This is a genomic window from Azospirillum sp. 11R-A (assembly GCF_049472615.1).
Classification (GTDB): domain Bacteria; phylum Pseudomonadota; class Alphaproteobacteria; order Azospirillales; family Azospirillaceae; genus Azospirillum; species Azospirillum palustre.
This window is the reverse complement of the sequence record NZ_JBCEBL010000037.1, coordinates 60,630-77,537: the sequence shown is the minus strand read 5'-3', so window position 1 is coordinate 77,537 and position 16,908 is coordinate 60,630. Positions and strand designations below refer to the sequence as shown.

The following is a 16,908-nucleotide window of genomic DNA, read 5'->3' as shown; positions in this document are numbered from 1 at the left end:
GGCCGACACCGATGGGTGGTCGAGCGGACACTCGCTTGGTTTGCCCGTTTCCGTCGCATCGCCGTCCGCTACGAACGGCGCGCCGACATCTTCACCGCTTTCCACCACATCGCCGCCAGCCTCATCTGCTGGCGTTTCGTCCAGAGATGGTTCTGTTAGGCGCTCTAAAGAATCGATCCATCGTGCCTCGCCATTTCCACCAGTTCCTCCAAGCATCACCACGGAAAAGATGGCTGTGAGAGCAGAAATGAAATATTGAGATATAATTAGATAAATACGTAGTGGTTCATGGAGATTGATTGACAAAAATATTGATATTACATGTAAATGTCGCCTAAGCTATGTGAAGTTTACCTCTTTCGCAGCGTGGAAACCTTTGGAGTTTGTACAATGAGGATGGTTAAAGTTGCGGCATTGTTATTTCTTATGGGTGTCCCCGTTGGCGCGGAGGCCGGAGATCCGATGACTATTGCGAAATTCGAGAAAATGTATTTGGATCAGAAAAAATCCGGTGGAAAATCAAATGATAAACGGGAGAAGTATCTGTATTATATGAACGGATTTTTGGAAAGTGCATTCATTAGCAACGAGTTGATGTTTAAAAAAACGAACAAACATCTCTTCTGTCTTCCGAAATATGTTGATAACTTTACAGATTTCATTGGGGACAAAACTTTCTCTTCTATTCAAGAGAGAAAACCTATCAATAAAATCTCTAGCGATAGTTATGTGATGGCAGAAATATTCTTGAATCTCGTAATAAGCTACCCATGTCAACAATAAGATGTTCATATGAATGTGTATGGAGATCAGGTGTCTTTTTGTCCTAAGAGTTCGGATCAAAACCGGGGAGGGCTGAGGCAAAACAATGGCTTCAGCCCACTTTCCGCGTTTTTTGATAGGAGTTCTAATTTCCTTCTTCGGCACTTTGGAGGAGTGGCGTCTTTCTGGATGATTGCGGTTCTCCATGCAAAACGAGCAGTCGCCATAGCAGGGGATCGAGTAAAAATTCCGCCGGCTCCATTGGTCGCGCAGCCGCTCAGCAGACCCAGCAGGATGCCGACGCAGATCATCCTCAATCCCTTGGGCGCACCTCTGCGCTCCGAAGGGCCCGCGTAGTTGTTCGACGATCGCATTCTGCCGTCCGGCTTGGCGCTGAGAAGCGCATCGAAGCTGACGATCCCCGCCAGTACCAAGCTGACGAAGATCAGGCCGGCAGCCGCTGAGTGGTGCATTCATCTTTCTTTGGAGTGGCGAGATCGGCAGTACATCTGCTCCTTGACCACGCGAAACGAATGAGATCAATCTTTCCCACCGACCTGATAAAGCATTGATATTGCTCAGAGCAGAGTTCGGAGCAAAAGTGGGAAGAACCTAGGATTGCCAAGAAAATCAACGTTTTCGTAATCAGTAGGTCCGGGGTTCAAATCCCTGTTGCGGCACCAGTTTCTTCAAGGGCTCGGCAAGCAATTGCCGGGCCCTTGATCGTTTCGGGAGTGTTGTGCAGCTCTCCGTTATGGTGCCGGTTGATCGAGTGCTTGGCGGTTGCCGCAAACAACTCGGGCGCCGCATCTCCCGACACGGCGCCCGCCACTCTCCCCGCAATGTCCCTCTACCTCACTCCACCGGGTAAGGCGGCTTCGTGTAGCCGGCCGGCGACAGGGTGAAGATCTCCGCCCCGTCGGCGGTCACGCCGATGGAATGCTCGAACTGGGCGGACAGCGACTTGTCCTTGGTCACGGCGGTCCAGCCGTCGCCCAGGATCTTCACGTCGGGGCGGCCGGTGTTGATCATCGGCTCGATGGTGAAGATCATGCCTTCCCGCAGCACCAGGCCTTCGCCCGGCTTGCCGTAATGCAGGACCGACGGCGGCTCGTGGAAGACGCGGCCGACGCCGTGGCCGCAGAAGTCGCGCACCACCGAGAAGCGGTGGGATTCCGCGAAGGTCTGGATGGCGTGGCCGATGTCGCCCAGCGTGGCGCCCGGCTTCACCGCGGCGATGCCGATCATCAGCGCGTCATAGGTGACGTCCACCAGCTTGCGCGCCTTCACGCCGACGTCGCCGCACAGATACATGCGGCTGCTGTCGCCGTACCAGCCGTCGACGATCGGCGTGACGTCGATGTTCAGGATGTCGCCGTCGACCAGACGCTTGTCGCCGGGAATGCCGTGGCAGACGACATGGTTGACCGAGATACAGTTGGCGCGCGGAAAGCCGCGATAGCCCAGCGGGGCGGGAATGCCGCCATGGTCGCGGATGAACTGCTCCAGCAGGCGGTCAAGCTCGCCGGTGGTGACGCCGGGCTGCACATAGGGGACGATGTAGTCCAGTGCCAGCGCGGCCAGACGACCGGCCTTGCGCATGCCTTCGAATCCCTCCGGACCATGAAGGCGGACGCGGTTGGATTCGACGTGATCCTGTTCCAAGACGAAAGCCCCTATGCCAGGTAACCAAAAGCCGGATGCCGAAGACCTGCTGCCGGAACCCTAAAGCCGGATCGGCAGCGGCCGGTCCAATTCAATCGATTCGGGCGTGATCGCGCAAGACCAACACAGCGCCTCCACCCCTGAATCCAGCGCGCGGCGCAGTCCGTCATGATAGACCGGATCGAGATCGGCCGCCGTGCGGAAATGGGAACAATCGCCGCGCTGGACAAGGTAGAGCATGACCGCGCGGCAGCCCTGCGCCACCATCGCCGTCATCTCCTCCAGATGCTTGGCGCCGCGGGCGGTGACGCAGTCCGGAAACTCGGCGGCGTCGCCATGCGGCCCATTGGGGCGGCGCAGATGGACGTTCTTCACCTCGACATAGGCGGGAGGTCTCATGGAGAGATGATTGGCGCCGGGCTTGGCCGGGTCGTCCTCCAGCAGCACGTCGATGCGGCTGTTGCGGCCGTATTTCACCTCGCGCCGCAGCCGGTCGTAGCCGGCCAGCTCCGGGATGGTGCCGGCTGATATCGCGGCGGCGACCAGGGCGTTGGGATGGCCGGTGTTGACGCCGACCAGCCCCTCGCCCCAGGGGGCGGTAGCCTCCACCAGCTCCAGCGTGTGGGCCAGTTTGCGTTTGGGGTTGTCGGAGCGCGACAGCCAGACGGCGGAGCCCGGACTGTCCAGCCCGATCATGCTGCCGGAATTGGGGACATGCACCGTCACCTCCACCCCGTCCAGCAGGACGTCGGCAAGGAACCGCTTGTAGCGGCGGATCAGGCGGCCTTGAAGAAGGGGGGTGGGAAAGCGCATCTTGGCGGCGACGCTACCCTTGGCCTTCCCGCCCGACAAGTGCGTTCCGATGGAGACCCCCGCCAGATGACGTCCGAAGCTGCTGCAAACGAGATTGGAGCCAACCCGACCGCCGCCGTGCTGGTGATCGGCAACGAGATCCTGTCGGGCCGCACCAAGGACGCCAACCTGGGGCATATCGCCGAGAAGCTGACGGAGATCGGCGTGCGGCTGCGCGAGGCCCGCGTGGTGCCGGACGTGGAGGAGGAGGTCGTCGCCGCGGTCAACGCCCTGCGCGCCCGCTACACCTACGTCTTCACCACCGGCGGCATCGGTCCGACCCACGACGACATCACCGCCGCCTGCGTCGCCAAGGCGTTCGGCGTGGCGCTGGAGCGCAATCCGGAGGCCGTGGCCCGGCTTGAGCGCCATTACGCCGCCGGCCAGCTGAACGAGGCGCGGCTGCGCATGGCCAACGTCCCGGCCGGCGGCATCCTGATCGACAACCCGATCAGCCAGGCGCCGGGTTTCCAGATCGGCAACGTCTTCGTCATGGCCGGCGTGCCCAACATCATGCGGGCGATGCTGGACGGCATCCTGCCGCGGCTGGCCGGCGGCCCGGCGCTGCATGCCCGCACGGTGGCCTGCGAACTGGGCGAGGGCGTGATCGCCGCCGAGCTGTCGGCCCTGCAGGACCGCCATCCGGCGTTGGAGATCGGCAGCTATCCTTACTTCCGCAGCGGCTTCTTCGGCGTCAGCCTGGTGCTGCGCGGCACCGACGAGGCGGAGGTTACGGGCGCTGCCGACGAGCTGGCGGAGATCATCCGCGGTCTTGGCGGCACGCCGACCGTCACGGTCGGTACGAAAGGATAGTGGCGGGTATGGCGGCCGCTCTGACGAGGGATATGTCGGCGGATCGATTGCCGCGGACCGATGCGGTCCTACATTAACTTCCTCTCATCTCCGTCTTGCCCGTCGCGGGAGCCCCGCCATGAAGAGCTTCGAGAAATCAGCGCTGCTGTTTCTTCTCCGCCACCTGTTCGCCGGCATCGTCGGCGCCGTGGTGCTGGCGACCGGGCTGTTGTGGTTCGACGTCGCCAAGCTGGCGACCCTGATCGGCAGCAGCGAATACGGCATCACCGCCACGGTGATGCTCTACGCCGGCCTGATGCTGACCTTCGGCAGCGTGTCGATGGGAATCGGCATCATGACGATGAACGAGGACACCCGCCCCTGACTCCGGGGGCATAACGCTGCGGCAGAGCTGCCTTCAGTTGCCGCCGTCAGTTGCCGAACGGTCCGAAGCGGTCGTAAATCCAGACAAGGGCGACGATCAGCGCCAGCCACAGCGCCGCGTTGCGCAGCACCACTCCGCGGTTGCGGCGAAGGGCCGCCGGCACCACGAGAACCGCTACCATCAGCAGCGCCACCAGCGACATCCATTGCGTCTCGCTCACGCCGTCTCCTTCCTGTCCCCGGTCAGACCCGACCCGGCCGCAGTTGCGCATCCTTCGATATGGGAATGCCTGCGGTTTTGCGAAGGCCCCTTGACCCGCAGCCCCGCGATTGTCTAAGTCATGACCACGGAACGGTGCGTTGCATATCCTAGTATGCAATCTCCGCGGGCAACGCGGGGCCGCTTCGTGGACATGAGCTTTGCCGTCGTCGGTCCGGTGCGCCAGCATCGGCTTGCAATGGCAGAGTCCGGGGCGCGGGCGTGGCGAAACCGGTAGACGCAAGGGACTTAAAATCCCTCGCCGTAAGGTATGTGGGTTCGAGTCCCACCGCCCGCACCATATTGATGGCGCTGTTAAATTTCAGTCCTGCCGCTGGCTGGCGGCGATACGGCAATGGCTTCGGCCCAGCGGCCGGAAGCCTCACCGCAGCTCGACCGTGCCGCAGCTGCGCCGATGGGCCAGCAGACAGTCCTCCGTCTTGGACTGATGCATCAAGGCGCCCATCAGCCAGTATCCCAGACCGAGGACGATCATGACGGCGATGGCCGCGCCGACATTGGCGGCGAGGCGGGTGCGGTCGTCATCGGGTGGTATGTCGGGCGTCACTTCCTGCCCGGCTTTCGTTTCGTCCGGCCGTTGGCCGCTTCCCCCTCCTTGCGCTGAAGGAAAAGGCGGCCGGCTTGCATCGCTGCCGCACGGTTGAGGTAACTGCCGCACTCGAACCGCTGGCCGTCGAACGTCACGGTGAGGGTGAAGCTCTGCGGTCCGGATTCTTCGACGAGGATCGGGGAGGGGGAGGGCTTCATTCGACGGTCCCTGCATATCTGTCTCGTGACCGACAGACACATACGTCCGCCGTGACGCGCAGGCCAGCGGCTTTGAGGAGGACCCGTCAGCGCTCCACCGGGCCGCCGGCATCGGCCCAGGCGGAAAAGCCGCCGCGCAGTCGATTGATGGTGCCGGTGTGGCCGGCGGCCATCATGCGTTCGGCAGCGGGACCGCAGCGCCTGCCTCCCTGGCAATGGAAGACCAGATGCTTGCCGGGCTCGGCCGGGACGCGCGACGGGTCGAACTGCGACAGCGGGTTCAGGATGGCGCCGGGGATGTGGCCGGCGGCGTGCTCATGCGGTTCGCGGACATCGACGATCACCGCCTCGCCCCTGGCCTGCCAGTGAATGGCGGTCTGCGGATCGACCTGCAGGATCCGGTCGGCGCCGGCCTGCTTGTCGGGCTGCGCGGTCGGAAACAGGCGTCGCATCAGGGAGCAGAGGAACATCGGAGTCGATCCTTCAAAAGGGATTGCGGGGCGGGCGCTGGCATTGGACTGCCCTTGACCAATAAATTAGTATACTCTAATGTTAAGTCAATGGGGTGATGCCGCCCGCAAGTCGCTTTCCCCCAAGGCGGTTCCGGCCGAGCGGCGACCCGGCAGTCCGGTGCGTGCCCTTTCGATAGCAGGAGATGACCCATGCACAAGAACTGGCCGCAGATGACCGGCGAGTTGTCCGGCGCCATCCGCGAACTGCGTGGCGGCGCTCCGGAGGTCATGAAGGCCTTTTCCGGGATGGCCCAGGCGGCGCTCAAGGCAAATGCGCTGGACACCAGGACCAAGGAACTGATCGCGCTCGCCATTGCGGTGGCGATCCGTTGCGACGGCTGCGTCGCCTTTCATGCCGAAGCGGCGATGAAGCAGGGGGCGAGCCGCGACGAGGTGATGGAGACGATGGGGATGGCGGTCTATATGGGCGCCGGGCCGTCGGTGATGTATGCCGCCCAGGCGGTCGAAGCGTTCGACCAGTTCACCGAAAAGGCGGCCGGCTGACCGGAACCGCGATCCCGTAAGAGGAGGATCGGGTGGTGCGGGCGGTCGGACTCGAACCGACACTCCTTGCGGAACCGGATTTTGAGTCCGGCGCGTCTACCAATTTCACCACGCCCGCAGCGACGCCTCTTCTAGCGCAACAGTCCGCAAACGGAAAGTGTAAAAGAACGGGCGTCCGGGCATCCCGGTTCGCTGTCCCGGTCCGGGACGCCTCGACCTCCCCGCCCCAACCCCTGCCCGCGGCGACGCAGCCGTGGTGCCGCTTATTCCCTGCCGATGCCGCCGCCCTGTCATGCCGTCGCAGGCGTGCTGCGGGCGTTGCGGACGGCTGGCCGAACGGCCCCGCACGCGCTACCTTGTCGGCCATGATGACGAAGCCCTTCCTCTCCCGTGCCTTCGAAGACCCCCGCATCGCCGCCCTGCTGCTGGCGCTGGCCAGCGCCGGGGTGCTGCTGTCGGCCCTGTTCTTCCAGTTCGTGCTGAACTACCAACCCTGCGTGCTGTGCATCATGCAGCGCTGGCCCTATGTGGCGGTGATGGTGCTGGGGCTGGTGACCTGGCTGTTCCGCCGCTGGAAGGGGCTGGGCGACGCGCTGCTGGTGGCGAGCGGGCTGGCCCTGCTGGCCGGTGCCGGCATCGCCGCCTATCATGTCGGGGTGGAGCAGCATTGGTGGGCCGGCACCTCGTCCTGCGGCGGCTCGGCCGCGGCCAATTCGCTGGAGGCGCTGCGCGCCCAGGTGCTGGCCGCCCCGGTCACCCGCTGTGACGAAGTGGCGTGGTCGCTGTTCGGGATCTCCATGGCGGGCTACAACGTTGTGATCTCGCTGGCGCTGGCGGCCTACGCCTTCGTCGCGGCACGCATCGCCTATACCCGCACCCCGGTGTCGAGGACCGCATTGTGAGTGAAACGACGTCTCCCACCGCCAGTTCCCGTCACGGCGCCCCCCGTCACGGCACGCTGCCCGGCGCATTGCCCGGCGACCTGCCGCGGCGCGACAGGCTGGCCCGCATCGTCCGCGTCGATCATGCCGGCGAATATGGCGCCAAGCGCATCTATGAGGGCCAGATCGCCGTCATGGGCAAGGGCCGCCACGGCAAGACCCTGCGCCACATGGCCGAGCAGGAGCTGGTCCATCTCGAATATTTCGAAAAGCAGCTGAACCGGCGCCGGGTGCGGCCGACCCTGCTGCAACCCCTGTGGCACGTCACCGGTTTCCTGCTGGGCGCCGGCACCGCGATCCTCGGCGAACGGGCGGCGATGGCCTGCACCGTCGCGGTCGAAGAGGTGATCGAGGAGCATTACGAGGCGCAGCTGCCTCATCTCGGCGGGGAAGAGCAGGAGCTGTCCGACAGCATCCGCAAATTCCAGGCGGAAGAGGTCGAGCACCGCAACATCGGCTTGCAGAACGAGGCGGAGCGCGCGGCGGGCTATCCGCTGCTGTCGGCGGCGATCAAGGCCGGCACCCGGGCGGTGATCTGGGTGGCGGAACGGGTGTGATGGGGCGGTTTTGAGGCGGCGGATGCAGGGGCCGGCAGCGGCCCCCATCCGTTGATACCGCGGCGCCGGCCCTACATCGGGTCCAGTTCCGAGTCCCAATAAAGAAAATCCCGCCAACTTTCATGGAGGAAGTTTGGCGGGAAGGCGCGTCCGTTCTCTTGCAGCTCGTAGGCGCTGGGCTGGAAGGGCGGACTGAGGGGGATCATGCCGCAGACGTGGGGGAGGCGGTCGCCTTTCGCCAGATTGCAGGCCGAGCAGGATGTTATGACGTTTTCCCACGTTGTCCGACCGCCGCGGGACCGCGGAATCACATGGTCGAAGGTCAGGTCGTGGGTGGGGAAGGGGCGGCCGCAATACTGGCAGGTGAAGCGGTCGCGCAGGAAGACGTTGAAGCGGGTGAAGGCCGGGCGGCGCGTGGCCGGGATGAACTCTTTCAGCGAGATGACGCTGGGCAACTGGACTTCGAAACTTGGGGATCTGACGACCCGGTCATAGTGCGATACGATGTTGACCCGTTCCAGAAAGACCGCCTTGACCGCTTCCTGCCAGGACCATAGCGACAAGGGGAAGTAACTGAGCGGGCGGAAATCCGCGTTCAGCACCAGAGCCGGACAGTGATCGGGTGGTGGAGCCAATGGCCACTCCCTTGTCTGAGACCGTGTCTGGATCCCGGCACGCGACACTGCTGCGGCACCGTGCGCGGGGTCGTGTCTGCTGTGCCCCGGCGGCCGAATCGTCCTCCGGGACAACCAGATACATAGTGGATCGGGGGCCGGGACTCAATATCTTGACCCGGTGGGTCCGAATTTCTTCACCGTTGTGTAACCTTTTTCGCGCTGTGGGCAAGCCGGGACCGGCGGGGATGCGGTCAACCGGCACCACCCGCGGTGGCTGTGACATCGGCAAAAAACAGTCGCGCCCGCCTTGCGCGCTTACCCCTCGTTAACCATGACGGCGCGATGGTGGACCTCGTTGATCCAAGCCGATCCCGCCGGTCCGAACCGGCCGGAAGCGACCCCGAGGAAAGTCCGCCATGACCGCCGTCATCATCGACCTCGCCCAGAAGCGCCGTGAACGCGAGGAGCGTGAGCGCCAGATCCGCATCGATGCGTTCGACCGCGAGCTGCGCCGCCGTCTGGCGCTCTATCTGGAAGGCGAAGAGATCCCGGTCGAGCCGATCCGCGACAATCCTTATATCTGATCCGCCCTTATGTTTGATCGGCTCCCCTGTCCGATCTGCGCTTACATCCAACGCGCGCCAGCCGTTATAGAGCGGGAATGAGCGATCTCGTCACCCGCTTCGCCCCCAGCCCCACCGGGCATCTGCATCTGGGCCATGCCCATTCCGCGCTGTTCGGCTGGACCGCCGCCCGCAGCGCCGCCGGCCGCTTCCTGTTGCGGATCGAGGACATCGACCCCAATCGCTGCCGTTCGGAGTACGAGCACGACCTGATCGAGGATCTGGCGTGGCTCGGCCTCGACTGGGACGGTCCGATCCGCCGCCAGTCCGACCATTTCGACGATTTCCGCGCTGCACTGGCCCGGCTCGAGTCGCTGGGCGTGCTCTATCCCTGTTTCTGCACCCGCAAGGACATCGCCGCCGAGATCGCGCGGGCCGGTGCGGCTCCGCACGGCCCCGATGGGCCGCTTTATCCCGGCACCTGCCGCCATCGCTCCGTCGAGGAGCGTGCCGAACGGATGGAGCGGGGCGAGGCCTCCGGGACCGGCTGGGCGCTGCGACTCGATGTGGAGGCGGCCTGCCGGCTGACCGGGCCGCTGCGCTGGCACGATCGGGCGCAGGGCTGGCAGCAGGCGACGCCGGACCTGCTGGGCGACGTGGTGCTGGCGCGCAAGGACACGCCGACCAGCTATCACCTCAGCGTCACGGTCGACGATCATCTCCAGGGCGTGACTTTGGTCACCCGCGGCGAGGATCTGTTCTTCGCCACCCATCTGCACCGGCTGTTGCAGGCTTTGCTGGGCTATGACCCCCCCGACTACCACCATCACGGCCTGCTGCGGAACGCGGCGGGCGAGCGGCTGGCCAAGCGCGACCGCGCCCAGTCCCTGCGTTCGCTGCGGGACGAAGGCCGCAGCCCGGCCGAGGTGCGGGCGATGGCGGGGTTTGCAGGATAGGGCTCGGTCCGGTCAGCAGGCGTACGTGCCGCCGCCAGGCCGGGGGCGTACGGGGGGCGTACCTCCTTGTGTACGCCCACCCCGGATGCTCAGGCTGGCCGCACTCAGTCCAGTTGCAACACAAGAGCTTTCAGATAGGCCGACTCGGGCAGGTGCGGGTGGACCGGATGGTCGGGCCCGGCGCCGGCGCTGCGCAGGATGCGGCCGGTGCGGCCGGCGTCGTGCAGACCGCGGGCCACCAGCTCGGCGAAGGCCGGCGGATCGACATTGTGGCTGCATGACCCGCAGAGCAGATAGCCGCCCGGTGCCGTGATCTTCGCGGCCAGACGCGCCATCTTGCGGTAGGCGCGGCTGCCGGCCGCCAGATCCTTCTTCGACTTTACGAAGGCCGGCGGATCGGCGACCACCACCTGGAAAGTCTCGCCCGCCGTGCCCAGCCGCTCCATCTCCTGGAAGGCGTCGGCCTTGCGCGCCTCGAAGCGGTCGGCGACGCCGTTCGCCTCGGCGGCACGGGTGGCGTTCTCCAGAGCCAGGGCGGAGCGATCGACCGCGATCACCTGGGTGGCACCGGCCACCGCGCACTGGATGCCGAAGCCGCCATTGTAGCTGTAGAAGTCGATGGCCCGGCCGCCCTTGGCCAGCGAGGCGATGAAGGCGCGGTTGTCGCGCTGGTCGTAGAACCAGCCGGTCTTCTGGCCGTCCAGCGGGTTGGCGAAGAAGGTGGCGCCGTTCTCTTCAAGGCGGATCGAGCCGTCGATCTCGCCCTTGGCCAGCCGGGTCTCCTCCGCCAGCCCTTCCAGCGCGCGCTGGCTGCCGTCGTTGCGCAGGATGACGGCGCGCGGCTCCATCACCTCGTCGATGGCGGCCAGGATCTCGTCGATCCGGCGGTCCATGAAGACGGAGTTGGCCTGCACCGTCACCACGTCGTCGAAGCGGTCGACGATCAGGCCGGGAAGCCCATCGGCCTCGGCATGAACGACGCGGTAGAAGGGACGGCTGAACAGCCGGTCGCGCAACTCCACCGCGCGGCGCAGCCGGTCGGCGATGAAAGCCTGGTCCACCACGGTCGCCGGGTCGCTCGACAGCAGCCGGGCGGCGATCAGCGTGTGCGGATTGAAGGTGTAGATGCCCAGCGGCGTCCCGCCGGGGTCCAGAAGCCGCACCGGGCTGCCGGGCGGCACCGCCTTGGCGGTGGTGTCCATCTGGACTTCGTTGGAATAGACCCAGGGATGTCCCTGCATGACGCGCCGCTGGCGGCCGGACTGCAGATGGATCGCCGGGTATTTCTTGACGGGTTTGGTGCCGGTGTCGCTCATGGGCCCGCATCCTAGCGGCAAATCGGCGGCGCGCAATGGCTGCGGTGGCCCTTCCACACTGCTCCCATGCGGCTCCGCCCGGCCTCTAGTCCGCTCCGGTGGTGCTGTCCGGCTCACCGGCCCAACTCACCGGCCCAACTCACCGGCATGGATCGCCAGCCAAACGGTCGGCCCCCCGGCGGCGGTGGCGGCGACGCGATGGCGGGTGCGGGCGGGCAGCAGCGTCCAGTCGCCGGGGGAGAGCAGGCGGTCGTCCTCTCCCTCCACCTGCAAGGTGGCGGCGCCAGCGACCAGCAGGACGAACTCGTCCCAATCCTGATCGTACCAGAAGCCGTCAGGGGAGGACTGGCCGGTGGAGACGATCCGCTCGATCCGCGAGCCGGGCAGCGCCGCCAGGGTGGTGAAGAGTTCGTCGGGCTGCGGACTTGCGGGAAGTCCTTCCAGCAGACTGCCGAATCGCGCTCCGCTCATCCGGGACGTTCCCCCTCGATGTTGTCTTTGAATGACCAGGGCCGGCAGGCACTACTCGGCGTCGCGCCGCCCCTCCGCCGGCGTCAGGGCATTGTCGTTGACCACCGCCAGATCCTTGCAGAAGCGGATCGTCTCCTGCCGGTGCCCTTCGGTGCGGAAGCAGTCGGGGATCGGGTCGCGGCGGGAGCCCTGAAGGGAATCGGGCCGGGCGAAACGGTCGGGCAGGGTGGTGTGGATGGCGGCGCAGCCCAGCCGCCGGGCCAGCCCCTCCATCGCCTGCAACAGGGCTTCCGCCACGCCGGCGACGTCGAACAGGTCGAGCACGACGAAGTTGTCGACGCACAGCGTCCGCCCGTGCAGCAGATGCGGTTCGGCCGTGTAGGAGAACAGGCCGTGCAGATACCCTTGCGCGTTCTGCACGGTCATGATGCCCCGGCTCGCCGGCAGGCGGCCTTCCCCGCTGCCCTCCAGGGTTGCGCTGTCCAGAACCGCTGCGGCAAATGCGCGCCATTGGTCGACCCCCAGGCCCGGCGCCATGGCGCAGACCAGCGGGTAAGCCTGGTCGATCTGGCGCCGACCAAGGGGTTTAGCGATGAAACCGTCGTCCATTTCAGCCCGGCCGATTGCAAGGACACTGAACGATGGCAGCCCCGGGGCGGAAGGGTCGTTGACGTAGATCAATGTTGCTGAACCCCCCCATACACATAGTGGGTGCCATTGGAGACAGGCGCGCCCGGCGTCCCTTTCGGCATTTCCGAGTGCAACCTGTCCCGCTCCTTAACAGTACGTACCCAGTGGTGGTGCAACCCAGAAGGCGCGGCCCCGCGGCCGCCCGGGGCAAACGGGAGAGATTGTATGACATCAGCGACTCTGACTTCAGGGGCCACCCTGGGCAGCCAGCGGGTGTCGGAAGACGTGCGTTACCATGAGGACGCCATCCGACTCTTCGTGATCGCTGCAGTGTTCTGGGGCGTGGTCGGTTTCCTGGCCGGCACCTTCATCGCTCTGCAGCTGGCCTTCCCGGCGCTGAATCTCGGGCTGGAGTGGACGAGCTTCGGGCGCCTGCGCCCGGTCCACACCTCGGCCGTGATTTTCGCGTTCGGCGGCAATGTGCTGTTCGCCACTTCGCTCTATTCGGTCCAGCGGACTTGCCGTCAGTATCTCTTCGGGGGCGAAGGGCTGGCGAAGTTCATCTTCTGGAACTACAACGTCTTCATCGTGCTCGCGGCGCTGAGCTATGTCCTGGGCTTCACCCAGGGCAAGGAATACGCCGAGCCCGAGTGGATCCTCGACCTGTACCTGACGGTCACCTGGGTGCTCTATGCGGTCCAGTTCATCGGCACGGTGATGACGCGGCGCGAGTCGCACATCTATGTGGCGAACTGGTTCTTCATGGCGTTCATCCTGACCGTCGCGATCCTGCACATCGGCAACAACATCAACATCCCGGTGTCGCTGTTCGGGATGAAGTCCTACACCTTCGTGTCGGGCGTGCAGAGCGCCATGGTGCAGTGGTGGTACGGCCACAACGCGGTCGGCTTCTTCCTGACCGCCGGCTTCCTGGGCATCATGTACTACTTCGTGCCCAAGCGCGCCGAGCGGCCGGTCTATTCCTACCGCCTGTCCATCGTCCACTTCTGGACCCTGATCTTCCTCTACATCTGGGCCGGTCCGCACCACCTGCACTACACCTCCCTGCCGGACTGGGCGCAGACGCTGGGCATGACCTTCTCCGTCATGCTGTGGATGCCGTCCTGGGGCGGCATGATCAACGGCATCATGACCCTGTCGGGCGCCTGGGATAAGCTGCGCACCGACCCGGTCCTGCGCTTCCTGGTCACCTCGGTCGCCTTCTACGGCATGTCGACCTTCGAAGGCCCGCTGATGTCGGTCAAGCCGGTCAACGCCCTGTCGCACTATACCGACTGGACGATCGGCCACGTGCACTCCGGCGCTCTCGGCTGGGTCGCCTTCGTCTCCTTCGGCGCGATCTATTATCTCGTGCCGGTGCTGTGGAAGCGCTCGCAGCTCTACAGCATGCGTCTGGTCAGCTACCACTTCTGGACCGCCACCATCGGCATCGTGCTCTACATCACCGCCATGTGGGTGTCGGGCATCATGCAGGGCCTGATGTGGCGCGCTTACGACAACCTGGGCTTCCTGCAGTACTCCTTCGTGGAGACCGTCGCGGCGATGCACCCGTTCTACGTGATCCGCGCGATGGGCGGCGTCCTGTTCGTCACCGGCGCTCTCATCATGGTCTACAACCTGTGGCGCACGGCGAAGGGCGATGTCCGCATCGAGAAGCCCTATGTCACCACGCCGCACAAGGCGACGGTCGGCGCGGCCTGACGCTAGGGAAGGATGCGAGAAATGGCTCAGTATAAAAAGGGCTTCAGCCACGACCTGATCGAGCGGAATACCCTTCTGCTGATCGTGCTCGTGCTGATCACCGTGTCGATCGGCGGTCTGGTTCAGATCGTCCCGCTCTTCACCATCGAATCGACCATCGAGAAGGTGGAGGGGGTCCGTCCCTACTCCCCGCTCGAACTGGCCGGGCAGAACATCTACCTGCGCGAAGGCTGCTACAACTGCCACAGCCAGCAGATCCGTCCGTTCCGTGACGAGGTCGAGCGCTATGGCCACTACTCGCTGGCGGCGGAGTCGATGTACGACCATCCGTTCCAGTGGGGCTCCAAGCGTACCGGTCCCGATCTGGCCCGCGTCGGCGGCAAATACTCCAACGCCTGGCAGGTCGCCCATCTGGTGAACCCGCGCGCGGTCGTTCCGGAGTCGATCATGCCGACCTACGGCTGGATGAAAGATCGTCCGCTGAGCTACGGCGACATCGGCGACCACCTGAAGACGCTGAAGATCGTCGGCGTTCCCTACACCGACGAGCAGATCGCCAACGCCAAGGCCGACCTGGAAGCGCAGAAGAACCCCGACGGCGACACCGCCGGGCTGATGAAGCGCTACCCGAAGGCCGTGGTGGCGAACTTCACCGGCGAAAAGGCGGTCACCGAAATGGACGCTCTCGTCGCCTACCTGCAAGTGCTGGGCACCATGGTGGACTTCACCAAGTACCAGTCCAAGCAGTTGCAGCAGTAATCGGGGGAGGAATCCATGGACTTGGATTCGATCACGGTGATGCTTCGGTCCTTCTGGACGGTGTGGTTGATGCTGCTGCTGACGGGCATCCTGGTTTACGCCATGTGGCCCGGCAACCGCCGCACTTTCGACGACGCCGCCCAGATCCCGCTCAAGGATGATGGTCAGGAGCTTTAGACCATGGCACAGAATTACAAGGACGAGCTGTCCGGCGTCGAGACCACCGGCCACGAGTGGGATGGACTGCGCGAGCTGAACAATCCGCTGCCGAAGTGGTGGCTGTATCTCTTCTACGTCTGCATCGCCTGGGCGATGGTGTACTACGTGTTCTACCCGGCCTGGCCGCTGGGCAAGACCTACACGAAGGGCATCCTGGGATATTCCCAGCGCGAGGAGCTGGACACCAGGATGGCGGAGGCGAAGGCCGGCCAGGCCAAGTTCCTGACCGCCATCGCCGCCAAGTCGGTCGACGAAATCCAGAAGGACAAGGACCTGCTGGGCTTCGCGATGGCCGGCGGCCGGTCCTACTTCAACGAGAACTGCGCCGCCTGCCACGGCGCCGGCGGCCAGGGTGCCAAGGGTTTCCCGACGCTGGCCGACGACGTGTGGCTGTGGGGCGGCTCCTCGGCCGACATCTACAAGACCATCCAGCACGGCATCCGCTCGGATGACGGCGACACCCGCGGCACGCCGAACGTCGGCATGACCGCCTTCGGCAAGGACAGCATCCTCAACCGCGACCAGATCGATCAGGTCACGGACTATGTGCTGTCGCTGAACGGCAAGACCGCCGATGCGGGCAAGGCCACCAAGGGCAAGGCCGTCTATGACGAGAACTGTGCCGCCTGCCACGGCGACGCGGCCCAGGGTTCGGTTGCCGCCGGTGTCGACGGCGTCGGCGCTCCGCCGCTTCGCCAAGCCAACTGGCTCTACGGCAGCGACAAGCAGACGCTGGTCGAGACGGTGACCAACGGCCGCGCCGGCGTCATGCCGGCTTGGTCCAAGCGTCTGGACGACGCGACGATCAAGTCGCTGGCCGTCTACGTCCACAACCTGGGCGGCGGCAAGTAAGCCAACGTCCGGGCGGACCATTGCGGAACCGACCGGAAAGGGCGTCGGGGAGGTCACTCCCCGGCGCCTTTTTCTTTGCGGGACATGGGGCGGGCCGGCGGTTTCGTTAACTTCCTGTCATTTGATCCATCGCAATGTAGCTGCGGCAATCGGTCGCCATAGTTCCCGCGATCAGCGATGCACATCGCTGATCGGACGCCGCTTATCAAACGCCGCCGACCAGTCGAAGGGCAGCCAGCGACATGAGCATCAGCACCACCACCGGAAACCGCCCCCTCCCCCCGAAACGCCTGAAGGCGCCGCGCCAGCCGGGATGGTACATCCCCTGGATCTTCGTCGGCGTCTTCATGATCGTCCTGGCGGTGAACGGGGTGATGGTCCATTTCGCGGTGTCGAGCTGGACCGGGATCGAGACCGAGAACCACTTCATCAAGGGGCTCGGCTACAACAACGATCTGGCCGGAGCCCGCGCCCAGGCGGAACGCGGCTGGCAGGTCCAGCCGGACTTCACCAGCACCGAGCCGCGCAAGGGCGTGATCGCCATCACCGTCCGCGACAAGCAGGGCCAGATCCTGAAGGACGCCACCGTCACCGTGACGATGATCCGTCCGATCTCCGAGGGTCATGACAAGACCCTCTCGCTGCCCTATCTGGGCGAGGGCCGCTATGGCGCCCCGGTGGAGCTGGACCTGGAAGGCCAGTGGGACATGCGCTTCGTCATCACCCATGCCGCCGGCGACTATCAGGACCGGAAGCGCGTCTGGGTGCAGTGACGGCGTGCCGCGACCGGGACAGCCAGGGTGATGT

The 16,908-nt window shown here is 64.7% G+C and carries 24 protein-coding genes and 2 tRNA genes; 14 read left to right on the top strand and 12 right to left on the bottom strand.

The window, feature by feature from the left end; translation table 11 throughout:
* A partial coding sequence (locus tag VH569_RS31830) for a transposase (protein ID WP_423320879.1) occupies nt 1-159 on the top strand: 159 nt, incomplete at its 5' end.
* 360 nt (nt 160-519) lie between these two features.
* Here the strand turns inward: VH569_RS31830 and VH569_RS31825 are convergent.
* From VH569_RS31825 to sfsA, 3 genes are all read right to left on the bottom strand, one after another.
* Nucleotides 520-1,305, bottom strand: coding sequence for a hypothetical protein (locus VH569_RS31825; protein ID WP_423320873.1), 786 nt, complete (start codon nt 1,303-1,305; stop codon nt 520-522).
* Between the two features lie 312 nt (nt 1,306-1,617).
* Nucleotides 1,618-2,427: a type I methionyl aminopeptidase gene (gene map, locus VH569_RS31820; protein WP_098740647.1), complete on the bottom strand. Its 810-nt coding sequence runs from the start codon at nt 2,425-2,427 to the stop codon at nt 1,618-1,620.
* Nucleotides 2,428-2,487: 60 nt separating this feature from the next.
* On the bottom strand, nt 2,488-3,240 hold the full coding sequence (sfsA, locus tag VH569_RS31815; RefSeq protein ID WP_423320877.1) for a DNA/RNA nuclease SfsA: 753 nt from the start codon (nt 3,238-3,240) through the stop codon (nt 2,488-2,490).
* Between the two features lie 66 nt (nt 3,241-3,306).
* Here sfsA and VH569_RS31810 point away from each other — a divergent pair, with 66 nt between their 5' ends.
* Entirely contained in the window at nt 3,307-4,092 is a 786-nt protein-coding gene (locus VH569_RS31810) for a competence/damage-inducible protein A (protein ID WP_423320870.1), read from the top strand.
* A gap of 118 nt (nt 4,093-4,210) precedes the next feature.
* Nucleotides 4,211-4,456: a hypothetical protein gene (locus tag VH569_RS31805; protein WP_222527524.1), complete on the top strand. Its 246-nt coding sequence runs from the start codon at nt 4,211-4,213 to the stop codon at nt 4,454-4,456.
* Nucleotides 4,457-4,502: 46 nt separating this feature from the next.
* Here the strand turns inward: VH569_RS31805 and VH569_RS31800 are convergent, their stop codons facing one another.
* A complete protein-coding gene (locus tag VH569_RS31800; RefSeq protein WP_167421852.1) occupies nt 4,503-4,676 on the bottom strand; it encodes a hypothetical protein in 174 nt (57 codons plus the stop codon).
* A gap of 254 nt (nt 4,677-4,930) precedes the next feature.
* On the opposite strand from VH569_RS31800, the gene VH569_RS31795 reads away from it, so the two are divergent.
* Nucleotides 4,931-5,015: transfer RNA gene (locus VH569_RS31795), tRNA-Leu, on the top strand.
* A gap of 81 nt (nt 5,016-5,096) precedes the next feature.
* Here VH569_RS31795 and VH569_RS31790 read toward each other — a convergent pair.
* The 3 genes from VH569_RS31790 to VH569_RS31780 form a co-directional block, all read right to left on the bottom strand.
* On the bottom strand, nt 5,097-5,282 hold the full coding sequence (locus tag VH569_RS31790; protein WP_423320868.1) for a hypothetical protein: 186 nt from the start codon (nt 5,280-5,282) through the stop codon (nt 5,097-5,099).
* Nucleotides 5,279-5,482 carry a hypothetical protein gene (locus VH569_RS31785; RefSeq protein WP_423320867.1) on the bottom strand — a complete coding sequence of 68 codons (204 nt, stop codon included), beginning with the start codon at nt 5,480-5,482 and terminating at the stop codon, nt 5,279-5,281. The genes VH569_RS31790 and VH569_RS31785 overlap by 4 nt, the downstream gene beginning before the upstream one ends.
* An 86-nt stretch (nt 5,483-5,568) precedes the next feature.
* Complete coding sequence (locus VH569_RS31780) at nt 5,569-5,952, bottom strand: rhodanese-like domain-containing protein (RefSeq protein WP_423320865.1); 384 nt, start codon at nt 5,950-5,952, stop codon at nt 5,569-5,571.
* A 192-nt stretch (nt 5,953-6,144) separates the two neighbouring features.
* On the opposite strand from VH569_RS31780, the gene VH569_RS31775 reads away from it, so the two are divergent.
* Nucleotides 6,145-6,498, top strand: a complete 354-nt coding sequence (locus VH569_RS31775) for a carboxymuconolactone decarboxylase family protein (protein WP_423320863.1) — start codon at nt 6,145-6,147, stop codon at nt 6,496-6,498.
* Nucleotides 6,499-6,531: 33 nt separating this feature from the next.
* On the opposite strand, the gene VH569_RS31770 is transcribed toward VH569_RS31775, so the two are convergent.
* A tRNA-Leu gene (locus VH569_RS31770) sits at nt 6,532-6,616 on the bottom strand.
* A gap of 247 nt (nt 6,617-6,863) precedes the next feature.
* Here VH569_RS31770 and VH569_RS31765 point away from each other — a divergent pair.
* Together VH569_RS31765 and VH569_RS31760 are read left to right on the top strand one after the other, a co-directional pair.
* Nucleotides 6,864-7,400, top strand: a complete 537-nt coding sequence (locus VH569_RS31765) for a disulfide bond formation protein B (RefSeq protein ID WP_423320861.1) — start codon at nt 6,864-6,866, stop codon at nt 7,398-7,400.
* A complete protein-coding gene (locus VH569_RS31760; protein WP_376958209.1) occupies nt 7,397-7,996 on the top strand; it encodes a demethoxyubiquinone hydroxylase family protein in 600 nt (199 codons plus the stop codon). Before VH569_RS31765 ends, VH569_RS31760 begins: the two co-directional genes overlap by 4 nt.
* A gap of 71 nt (nt 7,997-8,067) precedes the next feature.
* Here VH569_RS31760 and VH569_RS31755 read toward each other — a convergent pair whose 3' ends face one another.
* Nucleotides 8,068-8,631 (bottom strand): HNH endonuclease, encoded by a 564-nt coding sequence (locus tag VH569_RS31755; RefSeq protein ID WP_109048088.1) that lies wholly within the window; start codon nt 8,629-8,631, stop codon nt 8,068-8,070.
* Nucleotides 8,632-9,029: 398 nt separating this feature from the next.
* Here VH569_RS31755 and VH569_RS31750 point away from each other — a divergent pair, with 398 nt between their 5' ends.
* Together VH569_RS31750 and gluQRS are read left to right on the top strand one after the other, a co-directional pair.
* Nucleotides 9,030-9,197 carry a hypothetical protein gene (locus tag VH569_RS31750; protein WP_014248815.1) on the top strand — a complete coding sequence of 56 codons (168 nt, stop codon included), beginning with the start codon at nt 9,030-9,032 and terminating at the stop codon, nt 9,195-9,197.
* 77 nt (nt 9,198-9,274) lie between these two features.
* Nucleotides 9,275-10,132 (top strand): tRNA glutamyl-Q(34) synthetase GluQRS, encoded by an 858-nt coding sequence (gene gluQRS, locus VH569_RS31745; protein ID WP_423320858.1) that lies wholly within the window; start codon nt 9,275-9,277, stop codon nt 10,130-10,132.
* A 104-nt stretch (nt 10,133-10,236) separates the two neighbouring features.
* On the opposite strand, the gene VH569_RS31740 is transcribed toward gluQRS, so the two are convergent.
* The 3 genes from VH569_RS31740 to VH569_RS31730 form a co-directional block, all read right to left on the bottom strand.
* Nucleotides 10,237-11,448 (bottom strand): class I SAM-dependent rRNA methyltransferase, encoded by a 1,212-nt coding sequence (locus VH569_RS31740; protein WP_423320856.1) that lies wholly within the window; start codon nt 11,446-11,448, stop codon nt 10,237-10,239.
* A gap of 126 nt (nt 11,449-11,574) precedes the next feature.
* Nucleotides 11,575-11,919: a cupin domain-containing protein gene (locus VH569_RS31735; protein ID WP_423320854.1), complete on the bottom strand. Its 345-nt coding sequence runs from the start codon at nt 11,917-11,919 to the stop codon at nt 11,575-11,577.
* Nucleotides 11,920-11,970: 51 nt separating this feature from the next.
* Nucleotides 11,971-12,528, bottom strand: coding sequence for a hypothetical protein (locus tag VH569_RS31730; protein WP_423320853.1), 558 nt, complete (start codon nt 12,526-12,528; stop codon nt 11,971-11,973).
* A 246-nt stretch (nt 12,529-12,774) separates the two neighbouring features.
* On the opposite strand from VH569_RS31730, the gene ccoN reads away from it, so the two are divergent.
* The 5 genes from ccoN (at nt 12,775) to VH569_RS31705 (ending at nt 16,874) form a co-directional block, all read left to right on the top strand.
* The gene (gene ccoN / locus VH569_RS31725) at nt 12,775-14,271 is read left to right on the top strand and encodes a cytochrome-c oxidase, cbb3-type subunit I (RefSeq protein ID WP_376958214.1); all 1,497 of its coding nucleotides are present in this window, start codon (nt 12,775-12,777) and stop codon (nt 14,269-14,271) included.
* Between the two features lie 21 nt (nt 14,272-14,292).
* Complete coding sequence (gene ccoO, locus VH569_RS31720) at nt 14,293-15,030, top strand: cytochrome-c oxidase, cbb3-type subunit II (protein ID WP_423320850.1); 738 nt, start codon at nt 14,293-14,295, stop codon at nt 15,028-15,030.
* 15 nt (nt 15,031-15,045) lie between these two features.
* A complete protein-coding gene (locus VH569_RS31715; protein ID WP_012972963.1) occupies nt 15,046-15,207 on the top strand; it encodes a cbb3-type cytochrome c oxidase subunit 3 in 162 nt (53 codons plus the stop codon).
* Between the two features lie 3 nt (nt 15,208-15,210).
* The gene (ccoP, locus tag VH569_RS31710) at nt 15,211-16,101 is read left to right on the top strand and encodes a cytochrome-c oxidase, cbb3-type subunit III (protein ID WP_423320849.1); all 891 of its coding nucleotides are present in this window, start codon (nt 15,211-15,213) and stop codon (nt 16,099-16,101) included.
* Nucleotides 16,102-16,343: 242 nt separating this feature from the next.
* Nucleotides 16,344-16,874 carry a FixH family protein gene (locus VH569_RS31705; RefSeq protein WP_423320847.1) on the top strand — a complete coding sequence of 177 codons (531 nt, stop codon included), beginning with the start codon at nt 16,344-16,346 and terminating at the stop codon, nt 16,872-16,874.
* Nucleotides 16,875-16,908 lie beyond the last annotated feature (34 nt).

Coding starts and splice junctions, on each gene's coding strand:
- VH569_RS31750 (WP_014248815.1), top strand. CDS start 9,030: ATGACCGCCGTCATCATCGACCTCGCCCAGAAGCGCCGTGAACGCGAG.
- VH569_RS31780 (WP_423320865.1), bottom strand. CDS start 5,952: ATGTTCCTCTGCTCCCTGATGCGACGCCTGTTTCCGACCGCGCAGCCC.
- VH569_RS31810 (WP_423320870.1), top strand. CDS start 3,307: ATGACGTCCGAAGCTGCTGCAAACGAGATTGGAGCCAACCCGACCGCC.
- ccoO (WP_423320850.1), top strand. CDS start 14,293: ATGGCTCAGTATAAAAAGGGCTTCAGCCACGACCTGATCGAGCGGAAT.
- ccoN (WP_376958214.1), top strand. CDS start 12,775: ATGACATCAGCGACTCTGACTTCAGGGGCCACCCTGGGCAGCCAGCGG.
- VH569_RS31785 (WP_423320867.1), bottom strand. CDS start 5,482: ATGAAGCCCTCCCCCTCCCCGATCCTCGTCGAAGAATCCGGACCGCAG.
- VH569_RS31715 (WP_012972963.1), top strand. CDS start 15,046: ATGGACTTGGATTCGATCACGGTGATGCTTCGGTCCTTCTGGACGGTG.
- VH569_RS31805 (WP_222527524.1), top strand. CDS start 4,211: ATGAAGAGCTTCGAGAAATCAGCGCTGCTGTTTCTTCTCCGCCACCTG.
- ccoP (WP_423320849.1), top strand. CDS start 15,211: ATGGCACAGAATTACAAGGACGAGCTGTCCGGCGTCGAGACCACCGGC.
- VH569_RS31765 (WP_423320861.1), top strand. CDS start 6,864: ATGATGACGAAGCCCTTCCTCTCCCGTGCCTTCGAAGACCCCCGCATC.
- VH569_RS31775 (WP_423320863.1), top strand. CDS start 6,145: ATGCACAAGAACTGGCCGCAGATGACCGGCGAGTTGTCCGGCGCCATC.
- gluQRS (WP_423320858.1), top strand. CDS start 9,275: ATGAGCGATCTCGTCACCCGCTTCGCCCCCAGCCCCACCGGGCATCTG.
- VH569_RS31730 (WP_423320853.1), bottom strand. CDS start 12,528: ATGGACGACGGTTTCATCGCTAAACCCCTTGGTCGGCGCCAGATCGAC.
- VH569_RS31740 (WP_423320856.1), bottom strand. CDS start 11,448: ATGAGCGACACCGGCACCAAACCCGTCAAGAAATACCCGGCGATCCAT.
- VH569_RS31705 (WP_423320847.1), top strand. CDS start 16,344: ATGAGCATCAGCACCACCACCGGAAACCGCCCCCTCCCCCCGAAACGC.
- sfsA (WP_423320877.1), bottom strand. CDS start 3,240: ATGCGCTTTCCCACCCCCCTTCTTCAAGGCCGCCTGATCCGCCGCTAC.
- VH569_RS31735 (WP_423320854.1), bottom strand. CDS start 11,919: ATGAGCGGAGCGCGATTCGGCAGTCTGCTGGAAGGACTTCCCGCAAGT.